A 23,833-nucleotide genomic window follows, 5' to 3' on the forward strand; every position below is an offset into this window, starting at 1 on the left:
TCTTATATATCCTGTCACTTTAAAACGATAGAGATATGAAGTATTTCAACGTCATTTTAAAAAATGGAGAAAAGGGTCGTTTAGCCTGCGAAGACAAAACAAATCTCATTTTAAAATACTTTAATGGAGATGAGGATCTTTTCCGTTCTCGAGTAAAGGCGATCACCTGGACAGATAAATCCTTGATCTATTCAGAGAATGTTGACACTGGATCTGTCTCAAAAGAAAAAATTGATATAAACTCACAATTAATGGACTGGGGTACTAATCATTACAGTGGTTGATTTTACTTAAGTACTATAGAAATCACATCAAAAGATTCCAGTAACATCCAGATCACAAATAATAAGTAGCCAACAAGCATTCCGATGCCTTCAGATCTTGAAAGTACAAGATTATAGCGTAATAAAGCAAAAAAAGCGATTGTAGCGATGGTTAGAAATAACATCATCGGAACAGCTATTGTTATATTTACAGTAGCTGCACCCGCTATCAAAACTCCGGCAGGCACTGCCACAAGTAAATCGAATATATTACTTCCGAGCACATTTGACAACCCTGCTGTTCCATCACCCTTTTGAGCAGCTCTAATACTCACAACAGCGTCTGGTACACTAGTAGCAGCAGCAATGACTGTGATACCCCAGAAAAAATCAGGTGTGTTAAAGTACTCTCCAAGAAACAGCGCTCCTCTGACTAGCCCCTCTACACTTACCAGAATTAATACCAGGCTGATAACCAGCTTAAGCCAGATTTTCCAAATTTCTTCATGCTCCTTTCGGTTATCTCCATTTGTTTTTTCTCTGTGTTCCTTTGTGTCAACAAATTGCAGATAAATATACAGTCCATATAGCAGGAATGGAATAAGTGCTAGCTCCCTGGTAACACTTCCAATAATATTATCAGTACCTTCCTCAGGATAATAAATTACTCCTAAAGCAAAAGTTAGCATTAATACCACAATTGAAGTTAGGTAAAATTGCGAGTCTTTATACACTAAACTGTGATCTGCCTTTTGAGAACCATATAAAGCTGAAGAAAGACCGGGAATCACCATTATATTAAAAATTGCGCTGCCAACCACAGCAGATACACCCAGATCGAAAGTACCATGTAAAATAGTTGACACCAATACTGCAGAAAGTTCCGGAAAGCTTGATCCCACTGCCATAATTAAACTCCCCTTCACCACAGAAGGAAGATCATAGTGGTTAGCAAGAATTTCAGAAGCATTTTCGAGCATAGATCCTCCCTTATAAACTATCAATGATGAGACAATAATTATGAATATATAAAGGGCTAGCTCCATAGGTTAAAAAATATGCTAAATCTATTAAGTGCGTCTATCTAATCTCTTCAATTTTGAATTACTCGTTAATTTAACTAAATTATTTTAAAGACAAAGTGCTATTTAAATGATCGATAAGCTTCCAATAGCATTCAATATCTCGTTTATTGCCATTACAACAGCAGTATTACTCTTTTTATATAAAACATCGAAAGGTAATAAACTTATTCTTGCAAGTCTTATTTTCGGGCTTTTTATGCAGGGAATAGCGGGCTATTATGAATTTTATATCGACTCAATAAAAAAACTTACTTTTCATATCTTATTTTTATTCTTACCCCCATTTATACCGATTTGTATTTATTTATTTACTTCCAGGGGTAAAAAACTACTCAAAGGTTTTGAGTTAAAATGGCTTACCTTAATGCAGTTTTTAAGGCTACCCATCGCATTCATTCTGGCAGGTTTATATTTCTACAAACTAGTACCCCAGTCAATCACTTTCCTGGGAACAAACTTTGATATTCTGGCAGGATTAAGTGCTCCGGCAATATTTTATTACGGCTATCAGAAAAAATCACTAAGTATATATGTGATGATCTTATGGAATATTCTGGCTCTTTACTCCCTTATCCAATTATTTGTAGTTGTTCTTTTTGCTTTACCCTCTCCTTTCCAGACATTTATCTATAAGCAATCAGCTAGTGGTATATTATATTTCCCCTATGTCTGGCTTTTCGGCTTTATTACTCCATCCTTTATGTTTGGTCATTTAACGGCTATTTCTCACTTGTTTAAAATTGGAAATGAATATGGCTTTGATCATAATCTTAAAAGGGTATTGAGCTAAAATATCCTATTTTAAAAAAATTTAAACTTGATATGTAAAAAGGAAATTCATTAACTGTTAAATATTGTAACAATTAATGAATATAAATGACATATTGATTAATTGAAAAACTTCTTCACCAATTTAAGTGCATTATTATTTTCCTCACCTTTCAAAATATTTTTAAATTCTGCCTGCTCATTTGGAGACATATTAGTTTTAAACTCAATAGAATTAAAATCAACTTTTTTTGCTCCCATTTGCCAGCTTGGAAAAGCTCTGTCATTAATTGGACCACTAGTAATCATGACAATGTTACTATGTCTTGGATCCCCTTTTATTCTATCGTACAATGCTAAGATTTCATCATACTCTCCTTCTAGATATTGGACAAATTGCTTATCAGAATACAGCAATACTCCAGTAAGATTATATTCCTTATTATTTTTATTGCAGGATTGAAGTATATTTTCAATTTCTTCAGATGTGCAATTAGGATTTCTTTTACTTAAATAAACTAAATGTGATAACATAGGTAAAAAATTTGAGTGAAAAAATAAACCATCATGTGTTTTGTAATAGTATTATCAGCCTAACCCTTTGGATTAAATAATAGGTTAGCCAAATAATAACTTAAAAATTAAGAGAGTATAATATTGAGATTTAATTTACCTCCTTACAAAACCTACAATCTGCAACAAGATATAAGACTAATTGTTCAAACATCTCAATAAAAAAAGATTTTATATTAGAAAAATCATTTAAGCTGATAAATTAGTCCTATTAATTATCATAGCAGGTGATTTCTTGAACATCCTAAAGCCAGACAATTCACTATTAAACAATCTCTGATTTTCTTCACAGAAAATTGAATCGAAAAATCCAGTGATTAAATACCCGTTATCGTTAATATTTCGATGAAAATTTTTCACTAGCTTTGACTTTGTATCAGCATCAAAATAAATCATTACATTTCTGCAAAATATCAAATCAAAATCCTGGTCTATTTTATCAGTCACAAGGTTATGATATTTAAAAGTAGTATTACTTAAAAGATCGGGCCGCATCATCACATGAGGAGCGTTTCTCTTAAAATACCTACTGAAAGTACCGAACTTATTATATTCTGTATAATTCTTTTCGTAATCAACAATCTTTAGCTCGTGATATACTCCTGACCTGGCTACTTCCAATGCAGTGTGATTCATATCAGTAGCCAATATCCTGGTCTGGTGCAACATTCCCATTTCGTATAACACAATAGCTAAGGTATAGACTTCTTCCCCGGTAGAACAACCAGCAATCCAGATGTTCAGATTTTGCTTCGATTTAAATTCGTTATATAATACACTTCTCAATCTACTCCACATTACAGGATCTCTGAACATTGCAGTTAATCCAACACTTACTTCATCCATAAATTTATATACCAGAGAAGGTTTCTGAAGCATATCGGTCCATAGATCATGTATTGTGTTATAACCAAGAACATGTAGCACACGATTTACTCTTCGATTCAAAGACTGTGGTTCATAACAAGTAAAATCAAATCCATATTTGGCATATAACACTTCAGTAAATGAATTGATCTCTGCCTGTGTGACTTTCATAATTGATATTTTAAATGGCTGAAAATTCTATGATACCTTTTTAAGTAATTCACCTTCTAACATCCATAAAAAAGAAACATTGGCCATTTCATCTTTTTCGATATCAAATTCTGATTCAATAAAAATAAAGGCATCCATTTCTGTATCTGCTTCTAATGCCTCTTTAACAGTTATTTTAGGTACATCACCAAATATTGAAATTTCCAATTGGTTAGATATTTCAGTAATAAATGTGGCAGAAAGGATATTGTCAATCTCAAGTAATATATTTTCTACTGCATTTTTATCGAGAAGTTTATCGTGCCCGGAATGACATAGTGCAGTGATTAAGCCAGCAGTGTAGGCATCGAAGATTAAGAAACTTTTACCATTACTTTCACCGATCAAAGGCGTGATCAAAATTTGATCTTCGTTTGTTACTTTATCTGAGATAAATAACTTTTCATCACCGACTCCTATTCTAACCTTGATCTTCTTAACTTTTACCTCCCTTTTAATGATCATTGCGAATGCACTGGCAGCCTTTTCTAATCCGGCATTTATTATATCTTTAAATCTTTCGCTCATTTCTTAAGTATGATATCCAAGCCTCTGTCACTGATTTGACAGACTCATGTTAAAAATCGAATTAGTTATTGTAGAAATATTTAATACCGGACATACGTTCCCATTACCCAGTATCGTAACACCACTGATAAAATCTACATTATCTAAAGGTTTGGAAAGTGGCTTTTCTATAATCTCTTTTTGTTGAAGAAGTTTATCGACTACCATCCCAATGGTTCTGCCATTATAGGTTACAATGACAATATCAATTTTATCATCTTTTTGCAACTTGTTATAGCTGTTAAAAATTCTCTGTCTTAATGTTCCTCCTGTTTGGAATAGATCTTTTAAGAATACAATAGAAATAGTCTTCCCTAAATGAGAAGCAACAATTCCATTACTGATTTTATACAGGTCTGTTTTATTATAAGAGACTACCGCTTCAGTATATGAAAGGGGAATGGCGTATTCCTGATCCTCCAGCTGAAAAAGCAAAGTTCCTTTGACAGCCATGGATGAAGGTAGCTTCAAGGTTATTAGAGTCCCCTCCCCTTTTTTTGTATCGATATTTATTTGTCCACCGATTGAATCAGTAGCCTTTTTAACCACATCCATACCAACTCCCCGGCCAGATAAAGAAGAAACATTATCCCGGGTGGAAAATCCCGGTTCAAAAATCAACATTACTACCTCGTTATCATTCATCAATGATAACATCTCCTTTGTTACAAGACCCTTGCTAAGCGCTTTTGATTTGACCTTCTCAATATCGATTCCCTGACCATCATCTTCGATTTCGATAATCACACCATCATTATCATTGTATGATCTTAGATTTATAACACCTCTCTCAGGTTTACCGATTGCTTTTCTTTCTTCAGGTTTTTCTATTCCATGGCTTATCGAATTTCTGATTAGGTGTATAAGTGAATCGCTGATAATTTGAAGAATATTTCGATCGATTTCTGTACTTTCACCTTCGATCTGAAGGTCAACATTTTTATTTTCACTAACAGCGGCATCACGCACCACTCTTTTGAATTTATTGAATAAAAATCCAACCTGAACAAGACGTACATTCATTACGGAATACTGAAGATCAGAAGAAATTCGCTTCAGTCTGCTAAATTCATTATTGCTGGCACATTCAACTCCTTCAAGTGAGGTGGTGATCCTATCGCGTTCTATAATTAACTCTCCCACGAGGTTTAATAAATTATCGAGTTTACCAACCGGCACTTGTACCAGATCAGAAAATGTGACTTTATTTAATTCCTCTTCATTAGTTTTTACTTCTAATTCTTCTTCAGGTCCATTTTCTTCCGAAATGATGAATTCATCCTTTTGGATAGATGAAAAAGACTCCCCATTATTATTGGGGAGCTCCTTATCGGAAACTTGATCTACTATTGTTAAACTGGGATCATTATCTTCAGTATTTTTATTATCTTCCTGGTTTTCAGAATTGCTTTTAGATTCTCTTATTAATACGTCAATCCTTGTTTTGATTCCACGGTAAGCAACCTTTTTATTGTCTTTTAATGCGGACAACTGTTTTCCCATCACATCGAGAGCTTTAAAAGCTGCCTCAAATATCTTGTTATTGAGTTTGAACTCACCATGCTTAATTGCGCAGAAAAGATCTTCAAGGGTATGTGCCAGCGAGGCAATCTCAGAAAACCCCATACCTGAAGCATTGCCTTTTAATGTATGAGTAATCCTGAAGATTTCATCGACTATTGAACTATCCTCTGGATTTTTTTCCAATTCTGTCAGAAGATTATTTAGGGCTTCGTGCTGTTCGAGCCCCTCACCCATAAAGAGTTGCTTGTATTCTTCTTCTTTTCCTTTCATTTGATATCAAAAAATTATAAACACCCGGTTAAAAAACTGGCCATTTCACTAATGCCAACTGTATATTCGGCTATCCCGTTATTAACAACTACTCCAGGCATTCCATAAACCACTGAGCTTTCCTGATCCTGGGCAATAACAAGCCCTTTAGCTTCTCCAATTATGCTTGCACCCCTAAGGCCATCTTTCCCCATTCCGGAAAGAATAACTCCAATACATCGATCTCTATAAACTTCTGCGGCAGATGTAAATAAACAATCGACTGAAGGATTGTTAAACTCTTCAAACTGTCTCTTTGAACTTGAAAAAACCGGTAACCCATTAAATCTGGATCTTATTAACGATAAATTAGAATCGCCAGGGGCCAGATAGACATTTCCCGGTATCGGAGTTTCACCTTTCTTTGCCAACGAGATCTTTAAAGGGGCGATCTTATTTAATCGCATCACGAAAGACCTGATAAACCGCTCAGGCATATGTTGGGCAATCACAATTGGTAAGGGAAAATTTGCCGGTAATCTTTTAACCAAAATTTCAAGTGCCCCAGGGCCTCCGGTTGAAGCCCCAATACAAACAATATCATAATTTAATTTTTCATCGAAGGTGTGCAGGTTATTGTTCTGCCGTGTTTTAACCCTCAAATCTAAATTATTCTTGCTTTCTACTGCCTGGATAACCAATTCATTCAGTGGATAATCAGAACTAAATGCAGTGCCATTGACTGGTTTATCGATAAACTCAAAAGCACCAGCTTCCAGTGCATCAAATATCTTTTCGTTAGTTCTTTCCAGTGAACTCAATAAGATCACAGGTACTGGCTGCTTCTTCATAACTTCCTTAACAAGGAATAACCCATCATGAGAAGGCATTACCATATCCGTAATAACAACATCAGGATTAGTTTCAAGCACCTTATTAAGGCCATCAAGACCATTTCTGGCTGTACCGACCACCTTGATCCTTCCATCCGAACGAAGGATGTCGGAGATCAGTATTCTCATCAATCCTGAATCATCGATTACTACGGCCTTTACCATATTATCCGGCTTTTCTCAGAGCTTCCAGTAATTGCTTATTGGTAAAAGGCTTAATGATGTAATCAATTGCTCCAAGTTTCATCCCTGTATTAACTACAGAATCCTGTCCGACAGCACTGATCATGATCACTTTAGCGTTTATACCTTCTTCTTTAAAAACTTTAAGAATATCGGTACCGATCATATCTGGCAATATATTATCCAGCGTGATATAATCAGGTTCGTACTCGAATGCGAAATCGATAGCTTCTTCCCCATTAGAAGCTTCAGCGACTATAGTAAAGCCCTCAGCTTCGAGAACATCTCTGATCACAGTTCTCATATAGAGTGAATCATCGACAATTAAAACGCGTTTAGACATAATTCTTCTAAGATTTAGTTAGCTACTTTGTTAATAAGGTTTTTCTCAGACTGATTAATGATTTTCAGAACATTGATCAATACTATGAGCCTGTCATCATATTTAACGATCCCGTTGATGTAATTTTGTTCTACTGAAGAATCATGAACTATATTCACTCCTTCTTCGATAGCCGTTACCGGGACTGATAAGGTGTTTGGAACTTCTTTGACCAGCACACCCATTTTGTGATCCTCGCTTTCAATTACCAGGGTGAAATTTTTATCTGTAGATAAGTTTTCAATTCCTTTTTCGGAATCACCCTGGTCCTTGATCCCGAATTTTTCTTCGAGATCAAGAATGGCAATGATATTTCCCCTGATATTTGCGACTCCTTTTACAAAGGAAGGAGTCTGAGGCATTTTAGTTATTCTCGGCGTGATTACAACTTCTTTGATCTGATCGATGCTCAGAGCATATTCGCTATCACCTTGCCGAAATACTATCAACTGTTTCCGCTGAACATTTTTAAGCTCCTCTTTTTCAGTTGAATTTTGTATATCTTTTTGTGTTACTTCTGACATGACGATCTTATTTCAGTTTGAATTTGTTTACACCATTCTCGAGGTCTTTAGCGACATTCGTTAGTTTGTTACTACTCTTAGTCACCTCTTCCATGCTGTTATTTAATTCCTGAGATGAAGTTGCAAGCTCTTCAGTACCGGCAGCAGTTTCTTCTGCAACCACCACTATCTGCTCGATATTTTTAGAGACACTGTCGATTGAACTTCTCTGAGTTCCTGAGGCCTCTTTGATTTCCTTACTCAGGTTCAGCGTTTCTTCATTCGACTCAGCTATTTCACGGAAGATCTTTTCAGCACTCAATGTTGCTCCGGAACCATCCTTAACATTTGAAGTCATGGTATCAATCGCTTTACTTGCTGAATTCGTATCCTTTTGAACATCAGTAATAATCTTTTCAATATCTACTGCAGATTTTCTTGAATCCTCTGCCAGCTTACGGATCTCCTCAGCAACCACAGCAAAACCACGTCCTGCATCTCCTGCTCGTGCTGCTTCTATAGCCGCATTTAGAGCTAGTAAGTTAGTCTGAGCAGCGATGTCTGTAATTACATTCAGTGTTCTTCCGATCTCTTCTGCCCGGTGGGTAAGAATCTTGATCGATTCTGAAGTTAATCCGGCTGAGGTATCGATCTCATTCATGTTTGCAACCAGCTTGTTGATAATACTCAAGCCTTCATCGCAACTCTTTACGCCTTTCTCTGCAGCACTGTAAATTACTCCTGATTTAGACTCCATTTCTCCGGCAGACTTCAATACACCTTCGACTAACACCGCTGATTCATCAGTTCTTTGTGCCTGATCCTGGGCACCTTTTGCCATCTGAGCGATTGCAGAAGCCATCTCGTTAGTGTTGTTTTTCATGCTGTCAGATTTATCCAGCGAAAGTTTAGACGTTTCTGCAACAATTGACGAATTGAGCTCAATAGATTTAATTAAAGCATTCAGATTATCAATCGCAGTATTTAACGAATCTGCCATATTCTTCAGATCACCTTTGGTGTTCATCTGGAATGACTGGCTCAAATCTCCCTGTGACATCTTCGTAATGATCGCATTAAATTCCAATACTGGCTCTGCGATATTTTGAAGTAAAATATTTATCGAATCTGTAAGTGACTTCCAGCTACCTTTGCTTTCATCTAGCTTTAATCTGGCATTCAGGTTACCTTCTTCTCCGGCTTCCTGAACTACGTGATTTACTTCTGAAATGATCGCTTTGAGATTATTTCTCAGGTTAGCCATGTCTGAAACCACGTTTTGTACTGATTCCTGAACATTTAAACCCTCAAGATCGATCTCAAAATCGAAATCTCCTTCATTGATTTTTGTAATTGCTGAGATTACTTTTTCGTAAGCAAACTCATTGTGCTTTGTCTGAGTAATGTCTTTGATAAAAGCTGTAAACTGAACTTCTCCGTCAATTTCAACTTTACTCAAAGATAAATTTCCCCAGAACCTGGATCCGTCTTTCCTTGACATTTCAAGATCACGCCCTTTGCCAACAACCTTATTTTCTCCTGTTTTGATATTAGAATCTACATATCGATCGTGATTCCCCCTGTGTTCCATCGGAACAAGAATCTTAACGTTCTGTCCCATTACCTCATCCGCAGTGTAACCAAACATTCTTTCCGCAGACGGATTAATAAATGTGATCTCTTTGTTAGAGTTTATGGTAATTACTGAGTCAACAGCCTGCTCCAGAGTTTTGAAGTTTTTGACTCTCTCTGTCTCGGCTTGTTTCTCAGCTTTTTTCTGAGCAGTGATGTTTGTGGCATATTTAACAACCTTGTATGGTTGTCCATTTAAATCCATAATCGGATTATACGATGCCTGAAGCCATATTTCTTTACCTTGCTTGCTTAATCTTTTGAATTCTCCTGTTTGGTATTGTCCGTTTCTCAGCTCATTCCAGAATCGTTGGTAAGCCTCACTATTTTTAGTTTCATTGTTTACAAACATGCTATGATGCTTTCCTTCGATTTCATCAAAGGAATATCCGACAGTTTGCAGGAAATTTTCGTTTGCCTTTATTACTTCTCCATCAAGAGTAAATTCAATTACTGCCTGAGATTTATTTATTGCCTCAAGCTGGCCTTCATAATTTGCGTTTTCAAGTTTGGTTTCTGTTATATCAGAGGCTAATTCGATAATCTTCATAACAGAGCCATCAGTATTTAAAACCGGAGTATAGTTAGCTAAAATCCATACCTCCCCACCTTCGGAATCAATTCTTTTAAACTCACCGGTTTGTGGAATACCTTTTGAAAGATTTTTCCAGAATTTTTCATACTGGGCAGAATTTGCATAAGTCTTTTCACAAAAAATACGGTGGTGCTCACCAACGATTTCATTAAGATCATACTTTATTGCTTTTAGGAAAATATCATTTGCCTTTAGAATCGTTCCATCCGGTTTAAATTCCACAAAAGCAGAGGTAGAGTTAATTGCAGAAATCTGTCCGTCCATTTCCACTTGGCGACGAGCCATCTCTTCCTGAGTAGCTGTCATCTCCTCCATATTCTGACGAAGCTCTTCTTCCTGGGCACTCATTGCCTCAAGCTGCTCCTGGATTTCCTGTTCCAGTTTCTTCTTCTCTGTGATATCAAAAATAAACGAAGTATATACTTTTTCTCCGTTTGTTGTTGCTTCACTTAATGAAAGAAGGATATCTACTAATTCCCCATCTTTTGTCATGGCTTTGACTTCACGAGAGCCTCCCATAACATTTCTCTTGCCAGTTTTAGCATACCTTTCCAGGTACTGATCATGTTCTTTTTGAATATCAGGAGGGGTAAGCATCTTTACATTTTTACCAATTACCTCGCTGGGTTTATAACCCCATAATTTTTCTGCGGCCTTGTTGAAGAACTGAATTTCCCCATTGACATTGGTAATTACCACAGAAACTATGGTGCCCTGCATAACCTGCAGGATATCGATATCATTAAATTCAATAGAGTCTGATTTTGCCTTTGAATTACTGGTTTTTGCCTTCGAAGCTGAAGTTGATTTACCGTTTTGTGACATATGCTTAAAAAAGTTGTTTCTAAAAAATAAAAAGTCTTAGAAATCTGATGAAAAAATCAAGATGCTTTAAACATCCTTTACAAATGTAGACTCCTATCTAAAGCTAATCAATAAGCAAAAAAGTGTAATTTTTCTACAGTAATCACCTTATGTAAAATACGCAATTATACTTAATCGTTTAATTACATTTAAATTTATGACTTACGGTATAGAGTAAATAAAGTGACTTTATATCCCGTCAAACTAACTTCAATTTGTTCACTTTATTTATGAGGGAAATTGAATTATTTACTTTTAATTTTTTCATAATATTAGAACGGTGGGTATCGACTGTCCGAACACTGATAAAAAGTTCATCAGCAATTTCAGGGCTGGTTTTACCTTCGACAACAAGCTTTAGTATTTCTTTTTCCCTTTTTGTTAGAGAAAACTCTTTTTCTTTTTTCCTGGATCTGATGCCGGTAGTATATTCCTTCAGCATGATCTCTTTTACGCTCGAGCTAAAATATTCACCACCTTCCAGAACCTTCCTTACAGCTTCGCCTATTTCATTTCCCTCATTTTTTAACACATAGCCTTTCACCCCGATCTCCATACTTTTTAAAATATAATCACGATCAAGATACATTGATAGAATAATAATCAATGCCTTTTCATTTTTCCCTAATATTTCAGAAGCTGCTTCCATTCCGTTTATCCCTTCCATGGAAATATCCATAATGGTCACATCTGGATTTTGATCATTAAATTTACTCACTGCCTCCTCTCCACTATTAGCTTCTGCTATCTTAAAATCACTTCCATTTTCTTTTAAAATAGATTTAATTCCAGTTCTGATCAGAGAATGGTCGTCTACAAGTAATAGTTTAATTGACATATTATAAATTATTATTCATATGGAATTGAAAACAGGATATTCATTCCTTCTCCTGCCTTTGATTCAATTTCCATCGTGCCTTTCATTATATTAACCCTATCGCGCATATTTTGCAAGCCATTATGACCTGATAATAATTTATCATCGAGCTTTTTTAAATCAAATCCTTTCCCATCATCTTCTATTGTTATGGTTATATGATCATTGTTTTCATGCATTTGAACATAAAAATTTTCAGCTTCAGAATGCTTGATAGTATTCGAAATTGCTTCCTGAACTATTCGATAAATATTGATCTTTTGATGAATTGTAATTTTATTATTGTCAACTTCAGTTGATTCAAAGTGCATATTTAAGCTATCTATTCTTGAATTAACTAAACCATTTAATAAAGAAGCCAGATCAAAATCCTTTACTTTAGAAGGTAAAATATTATTTGAGATTCTGCCGGTTTCCTGAATAGCTTCTTCTATTAATGAATTTAATGTTTCAATTGATTTCTCTTTATCCTCTCCTTCAAGAATGTATTTTAAATTTAATTTTATTGCATTCAACATCTGCCCTAATCCATCATGAATTTCACGGGCTATTCTATGTTTTTCCATTTCCTGACCTTCAATTACATAGGTTAGCCTCTTTCTTTCAATCTCCTCTTTCCTTCTTCTGTCTTCAATCTTTTTTGTTATATCCCTGAACGATATTACAATATTAACGATCTCATTCTTTGTGTTAGTGATCGGAGAGATCATCCCTTCTCCGATATAACATTTTTCTCCATTTGAATTAGTTAGTTCGAGTAATTCCAGAGGTATATTTTGAATATTACTTTTTGCGACTTGTAAATTCTTTTTTAGTATTTCTTTACTTTCAACATCAAGTTGAATAAAATTAAATAGATTATCGTCTTCTCCATTTGAACATCTAAAAGAACCTGCTGACCTGTTGGAAAAAATTATTTCCTCATTTATACCAAGTACCATCATTGCATCAGAAATAGAACTAAACGCTGCATGGAATTGTCTTTCGCTATTTTTTAATTTTAATTCGAGCGAATATTTATTTAAGGCCATTTCAACAGTAGTAAGTACCTGGCTTTCCTGGAATGGCTTCATTAAATAACCATAAGGATGAGTAGTCTTTGCCCTCTCAACAGTTCCCCGATCTGTCAAGGCTGTTAAATAAATGACAGCCAAATGATACTTAGATTGTAATTCCCTCACTGTTTCAACACCGTCATCACCATCATCAAGCATAATATCAGCAATGACGAGGTCTGGTTTAAAACTTTCAAAAACCTTAAATGCTTCATCACTATTTGAAGCTGTTTTTATGTCATAATGTTCAACATTACTCAATAAGGTTTTTAGATGAAGTGCAATAATTTGTGCATCTTCAATTATAAGTATTTTGTATTTATTCATTTATTTCGATTTCTAAATGATAAAAAACCCCATCACCTGGAATTGGATTTATATCTATTTTACCCCCTAGTTGTAGAGCAAACATTTTTATCAATTCCATGCCCATGGATTCTTTAATGTTGTCCTTATCAAACCCGATTCCATCGTCATGGATATTCAGCTGTAACATATCATTTTCCTTTGCCAGACCAACATTTATTTCTCCTTTATCTCTGCCTGCAAAAGCATGTTGAAATGAATTGGTAACTATTTCATTGATCAGTAACCCAAAATTCATGGCCACATCCGTAGAAACAGTAATAGAATCTATTTCTGTTACAAGATTGACATCACAAGATACATCTATATTAGACTTTTCTAGATTTAATATTAATCCCTCAAGATATTCTTTAAGATTTATATAATTATATTCTTTCGTATGGAACAGCTTTTCATGAATTAAGGATATTGCTTCGATTCTGTTTTTACTATCAGTAAAAAATTGTTTCAGTTTTTTATCATCGATTTCTGCTGACTTCAAAAACAACAAGCTACTGACGGTTTGCAGATTGTTTTTAACTCTATGATGTATTTCTTTTAATAAAACATCTTTTTCATCCAGCAATTCAATGAAATCATTTTCCAGGTTTTTCATCCTGATAAATTGCGCAATCTGAATACCTGTGTTGAGTAATAACTGGGCTAGCTCTTCGTCAAAAACTTGTCTCTCTTTTGATAAAAACGTTACCACTCCAAAATCTTCACTGCTTATTGTTATTGGTATGCCTATTAAAGTTTTAGCATCAGTCTGCTCTATTATTTTATTGATCTCACCAAATTCATCTTCCTTATTTAAAGGAGTGTTCAAAAATAATGTTGAGTTAAATAATAATAATCTATAAAGGGCACCCGCATCTTTAAATTCTAAACGGTCCGGCAACTCTTTAACTGAATCAGCAACATTCTCATCAAGATAGAATGAAAACTTATTTTCAAATGCTTCAAAATTATCAAGCTCCCATATTTGCCCTAATTCAAGGTGCAATTCACTACAAATAATTTTAAGCACCTCTTTCACCACATTATCTTCATTCTCATGTTCGACTAGGGTATCATTAACTAACCTGGTAAGTGCGATACGTTTATTCCAACTTAGCAAATTAGATATGTTGACAGCGGTTATTAATAAAAGTTCAGGGTCACTTTTAATCTTTCTTAAGATTATCTTAGCCGGGTAGATTGATCCATTTTTTCTTATAAATTTAGTTTCAAAAGAAACGCTCCGTTTATCTGATTCTAAAAAATCCTCCTTTTGAACTAAAAACAATCTTTCTTCTGTATCATTAGCCAGAATTTTTGTGATCTTCTTTTCGTAAATTTCTTCCGTGCTCATTTTTAAATCAATATGAGCTGATGGATTTGAATACATGATAGCACATGAGTCCTTATCAATAAAAAAAATTTGATCGTCTATATCCAGGACCATTTCCTGTAGTTTTTGCTGCTCTTCTAATAATTGATTATAGATTGTCACATCAATGAAGCTCACCATTACTGCATGATGATCATTAAATATGGTTCGGGTAAAAGAAGTCTGCAACTCAATATCATTACCATCAACATCTATTGCTGAAATTAAAATAGGGCCTAAAGACTCTTCATCCCCTTTATATAATTTTGATAATATGGCTCTTAACTTTTCCTGATCCTCAGCTTTGATAAATTCCCTGAAATCTGTATTCACTAATTTATTTTCTGGCCATTTAAAAATTCTGGAAGCTCTTTTATTAAATAATTCTACTTTATCGTCTACAAAAATAGCAATCCCTACAGGCATCTTTTCCAGGATCGACCGATGCAATCTTTCACTTTCTTCTATTTTTTGTTTCCTTTGTTCCTCTTTTGTTATGTCCCGGATTATTACAAAATACTTTATGATTTCTCCCTTAGAATTGAATACAGGGCTTACTGTCCACTCATTTGTGAATTCATCTCCATTTTTTTATAATTGATTGCCTTGCCCTTGTATTGGTTTCCCTGTTTCATTTGTTCCTTTAAGTCATCCAACATTTTTTGCGATGTCTTCTCTCCTTTAATAATAGCCGGAGAAGCACCTATAACCTCCTCCAATGAAAAACCGGTTAACTTAAGGTAAGCTGGATTAGCATATTCTATTTTGGGCTCGGAAAATTCCAGGTTATTTCCAATAATGATAATAGCATCCATGGAATTTTCAGCAATCATCCTGAAAATCTTATCCCCTTCCTCAAATACTTTGTTGGTAATGTTCATGGAACTATGATATAGTAAATAGCTCTTTTAGTAATTTAACAATAATTCAAGAGTATAGCTTAATGAATAGGGCATCAATAAAAAAAGGGCCTCTGGTTAACACCAGAGGCCCATTTTTATAAAATTATTCTAATTGAACTATTACTGAATCGGTTTATCAAAGATCAACCTGTTAGTCCAGGCTTTATTTTCAATTGATGATTGAATCAACTCTCCTTCAAACTTCTTCCCAAGTGGAGCGATTCTACCCGGTTCACCGACAATCAAATTATAAGCCGTATTTAAAAGCGGGTCATTTATGTCACCAAATTGTTCAAATCTTGAAGCAAACTCTTCCACTACAAAATCAGGAGTAAACCCTTCGTCGTAATCTGATAGATCATTCGCATTGAATATTTTAAAAACAATTGGTAACATACCGTAAGAACTGTTCTCATCATCTATCGGAATAGACCCTACGTTTTTACCAACCGTAGATTCTCCGATGATTACCACATTCATATATGGCCTTAATCCATTAATGATCAACTCACTAGCTGAAGCAGTACGATTTCCTACCAGTACATATAAAGTCTGTCCGGAAAGGCTGTTTCCAATATTATTATTTACATCAAGAAATTTACCGTTAAGGATGTCATCACCGTCTTCAAGGCCCTGGATATAATCCATGTAAAGATCATTCCATACATTCTTATACAAGATATCAGTCGAAGAAACTCCTGGAGCAATCAAACTTGCTAAAAGCTGGGCAGATGAAATTGACCCTCCACTGTTATATCTCAAATCAAGAACCAGGTTCTCAACACCGGATGCCTTAAATTCTGCAAAAACATTGTCCATTTCCATGTCATAATCATCAGTAGAACCAGGTCCCGGACTAAAAAAATTATAAACATAATATCCCATTTTCTGACCATTAGGCAGGGAATATATACTGTCGAGGAAATTTGGATTTTCAGAAACAACAGTAGTAGATAATGTTAAATCTCCCTGATCAACATAACTACCGGCAGATTCTTCATATCTTCTGTAAGAAATTGTATGAGTTTCAGATATTTGATCGAGAAGATTACTGTAGTTATTTATTGTTAATTGTGTGCCATTAATAGCATAAATAGCATCGCCTCTTCTAACTCCTTCCTGTCGAGCAGGTGAACCTGCTTTAGCATAAAGCACAAGAGCAACAAGATCATCACTTCCTTCTTCCGCTCTCAATAACTGAAATTCATAACCAGCTTCTTGTGAAACCCCTTCTAAAGAGTTAATCAAACCTGCATAATCATCAGTCAAAAAAGAAAACCGATCACCACTATAAACAATATCATTAAAAACAGCTTCAGGATTTTTCGTAAGATCTACCTCTGCAGGAATAAGGTCCTCCCAGTAATACACCTCACTCATTGTTTCAAAAACCCAATTACTAACCGGATCTCCATTAACGTCCGGAGTTCCCGGGCCATCAGGTCCATCATCAGTACATGATACTCCAATGGCAAGGAAAGCCATTAATAAGACTCTCAATCCAACCCTCCGCTTTTCTTGTATTAGTTTCATATTATAATCCTCTTAAAAAAAATTATCACATCGCAATCTTTAAATTTAAAAAAATGAAAGGAATTTTACTTTCATTTGTTTTAAATAATCAACGTAGAATATATTATTTTTGTTTTTTAACATGAAATCAACTAAAGGAACCGAATATAAAAGAAGATTTTTCTTCATTTTAAAAATTATCTTCTTTATTGTCATCTATCTGATAGTCAAGTTAAACCCTTCCTTGGTTAAGGAGTTAAAAATTCCGGTTTACGTCTCAGATGCCATTTTATTCTTCTTATCAGCTAATATAGTTGTAAGTCTTGGAAGAATTCTTCTTGCCCAAATGTACCTGAAGAAAAATAAGATCAATAAAGGATCTGTCGATAATTTCATACTGGGAATAAATCGAATTGCCGACCTGGTAAATGTTTTAATATTCGTTGCATTTGTATTGATGCTATTAAATATTAATCCATTTGAATTTATCACATCATTAAGTATTGTTGCTGCAGCTATTGCTCTGTTATCTAAAGATTATATCTCAAACATGATCAATGGAATGATCATTATGTTTTCAGATGAGATCTCATTGGGCGATTATATTCAGGTAGGCAATAATAAAGGCAGGGTTCAAAATATTACACTCACAAATATTCATCTCAATAATGATGATGAAGATTTGATATTCATACCAAACAACCTGGTAATGAATTCTGATGTTGTTAATTTCAGCAAGCGAAAAGTAAAAAAAATAAGCTTTGATTTCGATGTGAAAAATACTGGGTTAGACATCGAAAAAATTGAAGAATACCTTTCTAAACAATTAAACAACTTTGAAAAACATATTCAGAACGATTCTTTTAACCTTAAAATCGTAAAGATTAATGAAAACTTTTCCTCTCTTAAATTTCAATTTATAATGAATAAATTAAATAAACCTGTTGAAAAGGAAATCAGGAAAGTAACTTTACGAGCTGTTATTAAATACATTAATCAATAGTTAAACAACTATGAAAACGAAAATTATCATCTTTTTAATCATACTTACTTTCCCGATATACGGGCAGAAAAAATCTAACTTTTCTGATCAAAATATAAATGCAACATTATGGTATCAAAAATCTGGTGAAAATTATTTATTGTATCATCAATTGTATGATTTTGCTAAATATCGTCTCATAGAAAATTTATCAAAATCTTCGTCGGAAATGCCTAAGGCTGTAGTGCTTGACCTGGATGAAACGGTTCTTGATAATAGTCCTTACAATGCTTATCTAATCACATCAGGAACAACTTACAGCACGGAAACCTGGAACCAATGGGCTAGGGCGGGAAAAGCTGAAGCGCTACCAGGAGCATTAGACTTTACAAATTTTGCTATGAGCCTCGGTATTGAAGTCTTTTACATTTCTAACCGAAGTAATATTTCACTTGATGGTACAGTCGAAAACCTAAAAATTTTAGGTTTTCCTAACGCAGATAAAGAACACGTCTTTCTAAAAACCGAAACCAGCGACAAAACGATACGAAGAAATAAAGTCAGAGAAAATTATGAAATAATCCTTTTCCTTGGAGATAACCTTAGAGATTATAAAGAAGTCTTTATAAAACCTGCTAAAGACGTTAAAGAAGTAGTGGATGATTATAAAAAGGAACTACTGAATTTTTTTATTGTATTTCCTAATCCAATGTATGGAGAATGGGAGGCTGATGCCATCGATCATAAATATGATCTGAATGAAAAGAAAAAAACTACCTTGAAGAAAGAAAAATTAGAAGTTTGGAAATAAGCTTTAAAACCTACTAATAATTTAGTTAATTTATTGCTTAATCAAATTAAGCAATATGAAGAAGTTTTATCTGTTTCTCTTTTTTACATTTTCAATATTATCAATTAAAGCCCAGTCAAGTTTTACAGAAGGGAAAATTGCTTTATCAGAAAGTGAATATGTTCGTGCAGAACAAATTTTTGAAAAGATTTACAATTCTGACACAACAAATGAATCTTCTCTTTATTACCTGGCATATTCTATATATAAACAAGGTAAGCTAGGCATAGCAGATAAGCTGGTTGAACATGGTAATAGTAAATATCAAAATAATACCAGGTTTCTTCAACTGGGTGTAAAAATTGCCTCTGACCGCGGTTATAATAAAAAGGCCATGGATCTTAATTTGAAATGGTGTCAAAATGATTCATCAAATTCCAATGCATTTTATTCTTTAGGAAATTTGGCAGGTAAGTTAAATATGCCGGGCATGATGGTTAATGCATGGCAAATTGCCTTGAAAAATAACCCCAATGATCTAAAAATGAGATCCAGACTCGGAGAACTTTACCTTGAGCTTCGAATGCCGGAATTTGCAGATTCAGTCGTATCTATCGGATTTCTTCAGGACCCTGAAAATAGAAAATTTAAAATTATAAAAGCCAAAGCTTCCTACGACATGAAAGAATATGATGTCACAAAAGACATTACTGATGAATTTTTGGCTTCGGGAGATACATTATTTAGTATGCTTCAATTAAATGCATTTTCATTATACAATACAGGTAAATATGAAGAGGCATTACCACTATTAGATATACTAATTGAAAACAGCAAACCTATTGCATCACTGTTTTATATCCGTGGAGTTTGCCTCAAAGAAACTGATGAATACGAAAAAGCTATTGAAAACTTTGAAGAGGCAATTAAATTATCAATTGATGAAAAAATCGGCACCTATTATGCTTCACTGGGCGAATCTCTGGAAGATGAAGGATCATATCAAAAGGCCATAGCAGCATACAAAAAGGCCACTGAATATGAGGTGAAAGATATTGTGATCTATCAACTAGCCAGAAGTTGTGACCTATACTATAAAGACAAAACACCGGCAATTCACTATTACACAGAATACACAGAAAAATACGACACAATAAATAATAAAATTTATCACGAGTATGCACAAAGACGGATCAGGGAGATAAAAGCTGATCAATTTATGCAAGCAAAAGACATGCCCTCTGACACGATCAATTAATATTTATTGATTATTTTACTTGTAGCAATCCGCTACAAGTAAAATGATTGATAAAACACATTTAAATAAGATTTTCAGGAAAATTAAGTCCAGAATAATCACGGATATATCTTTTGTCCCGGGGATTATTGTTCTGGGCTTTTTTATTTTGGCTATAATCGTCTTCAATACTAAAAATTCAGTAGTTGAAGAATTTATTATCAATTTTCTTCCCATACTGGAAATAGATGATACTTCCACAGCCAGAGCAATATATACTACAGCAGCGGGTGGAATAATCAGCCTGACTGTCTTTAGTTTTTCAATGGTAATGATCGTTTTAAACCAGGCTGCCAGCAACCTTTCTAATCGCCTTCTAAGTGGTATATTGAGCGAAAAGCACCACCAAATCACCCTGGGTATATACATAGGTACGATTGTCTATTGTTTTTTAATGCTTTACCAGGTCAGAGCAAGTCAAAGTGAGCAGGGAGATATATCAACATTAGGTGTCTTTTTATGTATTCTTATGGTATTGGCTGATATATTCCTATTCATATATTTTCTCAATTACGTTACTCAATCAGTTAATTATAGCCGGATAATTCATAAAATTCATATGAGTACAAAAAATAAACTCAATGAATCAATAGAAGATCAGATCGATCGCGATGAATATCAGGAAGACTGGATGGTTTCAAGCTTAAATAATTGGTACCCGGTAAATTCAAAAGAAACCGGATACTACCAGGGTATTCAGAAAGTTAATATAGGCAGAATCGTTGGGGAAAATGGACTGAAAATTTATATCCCATTTCAGAGAGGTGATTTTGTTGTTTCAGGCACTCCCCTGCTTTACTTAAACATGCCAATAAAAAATATTCAGGATGAAACGATAAATGAAATCTTAAATTGCTTTGATTTTTTTAATGACCAGATTATTCATACGCATTTCACCTATGGGTTTACCCGCCTGACAGAAATTGCAGTCAAAGCTCTTTCTCCGGGAATAAATGATCCCGCTACCGCCTTATCCTGTATTCACTCACTTACCGATCTCCATTCCATCTGTATTTATAAAATGGATAAACCTGTGATATATACTGATGAGGGCGATCCGGTAGTTTTTATTGAGCCTTTAAAATTTGAACATTTATTCAGGTCTTCTTTTGATCCGATAGTAAATTATGGGAAAGCTGATTATCAAATTCTTTATAATGTTCTTAAAAGTATAGAAAAGTTATTATTCCTGGATGAAAAGAGAAAGTATTACAATGATATTTTTAATGAATACATTGATTTACTTCTTACTAAAGCTGAAAAGCATCTTGAAAACCCATATGAAATAAATCGAATCACCTCATTATCCAGAACTCTTCGATCAAAAATAAAACCCGAACCTTTATAAAAATGATACTAGGAGAAACAGAACATATATTTTATTGTCCTTATTGCGGGGAAGAAATAAGTATGATTCTGGATATCACAGTTAATGAACAGACCTATATCGAAGACTGTGAAGTTTGCTGTAACCCGATTGAGATCAATTATAAAGTCAAAAACGGGGAGCTTATGGAATTTGATGCTGGTAGTATCGATCAATAAAAAAAGCCGGAGATTAACCGGCTCATTTAAACTTAAACTTTCTCCTTAATATTTAATTCCACGAATTTTTGTACAATTCTGAATTCTTTATCTCATCTGCAATTTCCTGAAGCTGACCAGTAATCAGGCTGTAAACAGAATGATGATCCATTTCTGCTTCCTGATTGTAGCGTGCGTTTCTAAAAGCCATTAGGGTATCTACTGGCAACTCTCTGGCCTCTTCACTGTTGTTGTAAAGCTCTCTGGCTGCCTGTCCCATCTCCTGTAAATAATTGTAAACAGTTTCTTTGGCTTGTTCATTTCTTGCAAAAGATTCATAATCTGCAGTACCGACTGTTGAGTTGATCTGCGCTATATTATCTATGATCCTGCTTAAATGTTGAGTTATTTCTTCGTGTGTCATATTATTTATACCGTACCAAGGAAAGTTTTGTTTTACAAACAGCAAAAAAATTATATATTAATCTTATAAAAAACACTTCCGGACCACTCTGGTTATTATACTATTATGAGAACTGCAACAACCATATTTCTGATATTTCTGGCGTTAAATACTTATGCCCAGCAAAAACAAAAAACGGATCAAATAGAGACGAAAAAAGGTGTTCTTAAAATAAATCCTGTTCAACATGCCACTATGGTGCTTGAATGGAACGATAAAACCATTTATGTGGATCCATATGGAGGCAAAGATAGATTCGAAAACTATTCAGATCCGGACATCATTCTGATTACTGATATACATGGTGATCATTTTAATAAAGAGACCTTGAGTGAGTTATCCACCAGTCAGGCCATTTTTGTAATTCCCGCTGCCTTAAATGAAAAAATGTCAGAGATCAGCAACAAAGAAGTAATAGTTCTGAATAATGGAAGTAAAACGAGCGTGGAAGATATTGTTATTCATGGAGTGCCGATGTATAACTTGCCTGAATCACCAGACTCGAGGCATCCCAAAGGCCGTGGAAACGGCTACATTCTTACAATGGGAGGTAAAAAAATCTATATTAGCGGGGATACTGAAGATATTCCGGAAATGAGATCACTAAAAAATATTGATATCGCTTTCGTGTGCATGAACCTACCCTATACAATGTCAGTTGAACAAGCAGCAAATGCTGTTCTTGAATTCAAACCCAATATTGTTTACCCTTATCATTATCGTGGCCAGAACGGTTACTCAGATATCAATCAATTTAAAGCACTGGTTGAGGGAGGAGTAGCAGGTGTGGATGTGAGATTACTCGAATGGTACAAGTAAACCAGTATTTAACAAATATTAATTTACTATCAATAACCGGTTGAAGTTCACATCGTTCAACTTAAAAAAAACAAAATGAAAAATATACTATCTATACTGATAATTTCACTTAGCATTTCCTGTTCTTCAGAAGCACAAAATGAACAACAGTCAAATCGTGTTGATCTTGCAGAAATCCCTGATTCAAAACTTGACACTGCAACGTTTGCCGGAGGATGCTTTTGGTGTGTTGAGGCTAGTTTTGACCAGATTAAAGGAGTCTATGAGGCTGTAAGTGGATATTCAGGTGGTGAAACCAAAAACCCTACATACCGTGAGGTAAGCTACGGTAGAACCAATCATGCAGAAGCTGTAGAAATATACTATGACCCGACAGTAATTAATTATGAAACACTGCTGGATATCTTTTTTGTAGCTCACGATCCAACCCAGCTTAACAGACAAGGCCCTGATGTCGGAAAACAATATCGTTCGGCTATTTTTTACCATGACGATGAACAAAAACGACTGTCGCAAAAGGCAATGAAGGAAGTTGAAGAATCTAATGCATATGGTAAAAAAGAAGTTGTAACTAAACTCAATCCCTACGATAAATTCTGGATTGCTGAGGAATACCATCAGGATTACGAGAAAAAAAATCCAAATGACTCCTATATTCAAAATGTATCCAGGCCTAAAATCAATAAGGTAAGAGAAAAGTTCGCTAACTTGCTAAAGTATTAGATCAGTAACTTTCC

Annotated in this window: 24 protein-coding genes; 9 read left to right on the plus strand and 15 right to left on the minus strand. The window is 34.6% G+C overall.

Going from position 1 to position 23,833, the window contains the following annotated elements:
- The first annotated feature begins 35 nt into the window (after positions 1–35).
- Positions 36–284 carry a hypothetical protein gene (locus tag DCC35_RS18740; protein ID WP_137092246.1) on the plus strand — a complete coding sequence of 83 codons (249 nt, stop codon included), beginning with the start codon at positions 36–38 and terminating at the stop codon, positions 282–284.
- Between the two features lie 2 nt (positions 285–286).
- On the opposite strand, the gene DCC35_RS18745 is transcribed toward DCC35_RS18740, so the two are convergent.
- A complete protein-coding gene (locus DCC35_RS18745) occupies positions 287–1,309 on the minus strand; it encodes a sodium:calcium antiporter (RefSeq protein WP_137092247.1) in 1,023 nt (340 codons plus the stop codon).
- Positions 1,310–1,415: 106 nt separating this feature from the next.
- Between DCC35_RS18745 and DCC35_RS18750 the strand changes: the two genes are divergently transcribed.
- A complete protein-coding gene (locus DCC35_RS18750) occupies positions 1,416–2,138 on the plus strand; it encodes a hypothetical protein (RefSeq protein WP_137092248.1) in 723 nt (240 codons plus the stop codon).
- Between the two features lie 98 nt (positions 2,139–2,236).
- Here the strand turns inward: DCC35_RS18750 and DCC35_RS18755 are convergent, their stop codons facing one another.
- The 13 genes from DCC35_RS18755 to DCC35_RS18820 all read right to left on the minus strand — a co-directional run bounded on the left by DCC35_RS18755 (position 2,237) and on the right by DCC35_RS18820 (position 17,242).
- Entirely contained in the window at positions 2,237–2,650 is a 414-nt protein-coding gene (locus tag DCC35_RS18755) for a BLUF domain-containing protein (RefSeq protein ID WP_137092249.1), read from the minus strand.
- Positions 2,651–2,878: 228 nt separating this feature from the next.
- Positions 2,879–3,727, minus strand: coding sequence for a CheR family methyltransferase (locus DCC35_RS18760; RefSeq protein WP_137092250.1), 849 nt, complete (start codon positions 3,725–3,727; stop codon positions 2,879–2,881).
- Positions 3,728–3,754: 27 nt separating this feature from the next.
- On the minus strand, positions 3,755–4,294 hold the full coding sequence (locus DCC35_RS18765) for a hypothetical protein (protein ID WP_137092251.1): 540 nt from the start codon (positions 4,292–4,294) through the stop codon (positions 3,755–3,757).
- A gap of 27 nt (positions 4,295–4,321) precedes the next feature.
- A complete protein-coding gene (locus tag DCC35_RS18770) occupies positions 4,322–6,127 on the minus strand; it encodes a chemotaxis protein CheA (protein ID WP_137092252.1) in 1,806 nt (601 codons plus the stop codon).
- Between the two features lie 14 nt (positions 6,128–6,141).
- A complete protein-coding gene (gene cheB, locus DCC35_RS18775) occupies positions 6,142–7,164 on the minus strand; it encodes a chemotaxis-specific protein-glutamate methyltransferase CheB (RefSeq protein ID WP_137092253.1) in 1,023 nt (340 codons plus the stop codon).
- A gap of 1 nt (position 7,165) precedes the next feature.
- Positions 7,166–7,525 (minus strand): response regulator, encoded by a 360-nt coding sequence (locus DCC35_RS18780; protein ID WP_137092254.1) that lies wholly within the window; start codon positions 7,523–7,525, stop codon positions 7,166–7,168.
- Positions 7,526–7,539: 14 nt separating this feature from the next.
- On the minus strand, positions 7,540–8,088 hold the full coding sequence (locus DCC35_RS18785) for a chemotaxis protein CheW (RefSeq protein ID WP_137092255.1): 549 nt from the start codon (positions 8,086–8,088) through the stop codon (positions 7,540–7,542).
- Positions 8,089–8,095: 7 nt separating this feature from the next.
- A complete protein-coding gene (locus DCC35_RS18790; RefSeq protein ID WP_137092256.1) occupies positions 8,096–11,119 on the minus strand; it encodes a methyl-accepting chemotaxis protein in 3,024 nt (1,007 codons plus the stop codon).
- Positions 11,120–11,357: 238 nt separating this feature from the next.
- Complete coding sequence (locus DCC35_RS18795; RefSeq protein WP_137092257.1) at positions 11,358–11,996, minus strand: response regulator; 639 nt, start codon at positions 11,994–11,996, stop codon at positions 11,358–11,360.
- Positions 11,997–12,007: 11 nt separating this feature from the next.
- Positions 12,008–13,417 carry a response regulator gene (locus DCC35_RS18800; protein ID WP_137092258.1) on the minus strand — a complete coding sequence of 470 codons (1,410 nt, stop codon included), beginning with the start codon at positions 13,415–13,417 and terminating at the stop codon, positions 12,008–12,010.
- The gene (locus DCC35_RS18805; protein ID WP_137092259.1) at positions 13,410–15,257 is read right to left on the minus strand and encodes a PAS domain-containing sensor histidine kinase; all 1,848 of its coding nucleotides are present in this window, start codon (positions 15,255–15,257) and stop codon (positions 13,410–13,412) included. The genes DCC35_RS18800 and DCC35_RS18805 overlap by 8 nt, the downstream gene beginning before the upstream one ends.
- A 104-nt stretch (positions 15,258–15,361) precedes the next feature.
- Positions 15,362–15,688 (minus strand): PAS domain S-box protein, encoded by a 327-nt coding sequence (locus tag DCC35_RS18815; protein ID WP_137092260.1) that lies wholly within the window; start codon positions 15,686–15,688, stop codon positions 15,362–15,364.
- A gap of 141 nt (positions 15,689–15,829) precedes the next feature.
- Entirely contained in the window at positions 15,830–17,242 is a 1,413-nt protein-coding gene (locus DCC35_RS18820; protein ID WP_137092261.1) for a S41 family peptidase, read from the minus strand.
- A 121-nt stretch (positions 17,243–17,363) separates the two neighbouring features.
- On the opposite strand from DCC35_RS18820, the gene DCC35_RS18825 reads away from it, so the two are divergent.
- From DCC35_RS18825 to DCC35_RS18845, 5 genes are read left to right on the plus strand one after another with little or no spacing between them, the layout of a single operon-like run.
- Positions 17,364–18,224 (plus strand): mechanosensitive ion channel family protein, encoded by an 861-nt coding sequence (locus DCC35_RS18825; RefSeq protein WP_137092262.1) that lies wholly within the window; start codon positions 17,364–17,366, stop codon positions 18,222–18,224.
- Between the two features lie 10 nt (positions 18,225–18,234).
- Positions 18,235–19,014: a 5'-nucleotidase, lipoprotein e(P4) family gene (locus DCC35_RS18830; protein WP_137092263.1), complete on the plus strand. Its 780-nt coding sequence runs from the start codon at positions 18,235–18,237 to the stop codon at positions 19,012–19,014.
- A 55-nt stretch (positions 19,015–19,069) separates the two neighbouring features.
- A complete protein-coding gene (locus DCC35_RS18835) occupies positions 19,070–20,251 on the plus strand; it encodes a tetratricopeptide repeat protein (protein ID WP_137092264.1) in 1,182 nt (393 codons plus the stop codon).
- Positions 20,252–20,294: 43 nt separating this feature from the next.
- The gene (locus DCC35_RS18840) at positions 20,295–21,638 is read left to right on the plus strand and encodes a DUF2254 domain-containing protein (RefSeq protein ID WP_137092265.1); all 1,344 of its coding nucleotides are present in this window, start codon (positions 20,295–20,297) and stop codon (positions 21,636–21,638) included.
- Between the two features lie 2 nt (positions 21,639–21,640).
- On the plus strand, positions 21,641–21,835 hold the full coding sequence (locus DCC35_RS18845; protein WP_137092266.1) for a CPXCG motif-containing cysteine-rich protein: 195 nt from the start codon (positions 21,641–21,643) through the stop codon (positions 21,833–21,835).
- A gap of 52 nt (positions 21,836–21,887) precedes the next feature.
- Here DCC35_RS18845 and DCC35_RS18850 read toward each other — a convergent pair whose 3' ends face one another.
- On the minus strand, positions 21,888–22,238 hold the full coding sequence (locus DCC35_RS18850; RefSeq protein ID WP_137092267.1) for a hypothetical protein: 351 nt from the start codon (positions 22,236–22,238) through the stop codon (positions 21,888–21,890).
- A gap of 105 nt (positions 22,239–22,343) precedes the next feature.
- On the opposite strand from DCC35_RS18850, the gene DCC35_RS18855 reads away from it, so the two are divergent.
- Entirely contained in the window at positions 22,344–23,096 is a 753-nt protein-coding gene (locus tag DCC35_RS18855; protein ID WP_137092268.1) for an MBL fold metallo-hydrolase, read from the plus strand.
- A 75-nt stretch (positions 23,097–23,171) separates the two neighbouring features.
- The gene (msrA, locus tag DCC35_RS18860) at positions 23,172–23,819 is read left to right on the plus strand and encodes a peptide-methionine (S)-S-oxide reductase MsrA (protein WP_137092269.1); all 648 of its coding nucleotides are present in this window, start codon (positions 23,172–23,174) and stop codon (positions 23,817–23,819) included.
- The last annotated feature ends 14 nt before the right edge of the window (positions 23,820–23,833 follow it).

Source organism: Mangrovivirga cuniculi, assembly GCF_005166025.1.
Lineage (GTDB): Bacteria > Bacteroidota > Bacteroidia > Cytophagales > Cyclobacteriaceae > Mangrovivirga > Mangrovivirga cuniculi.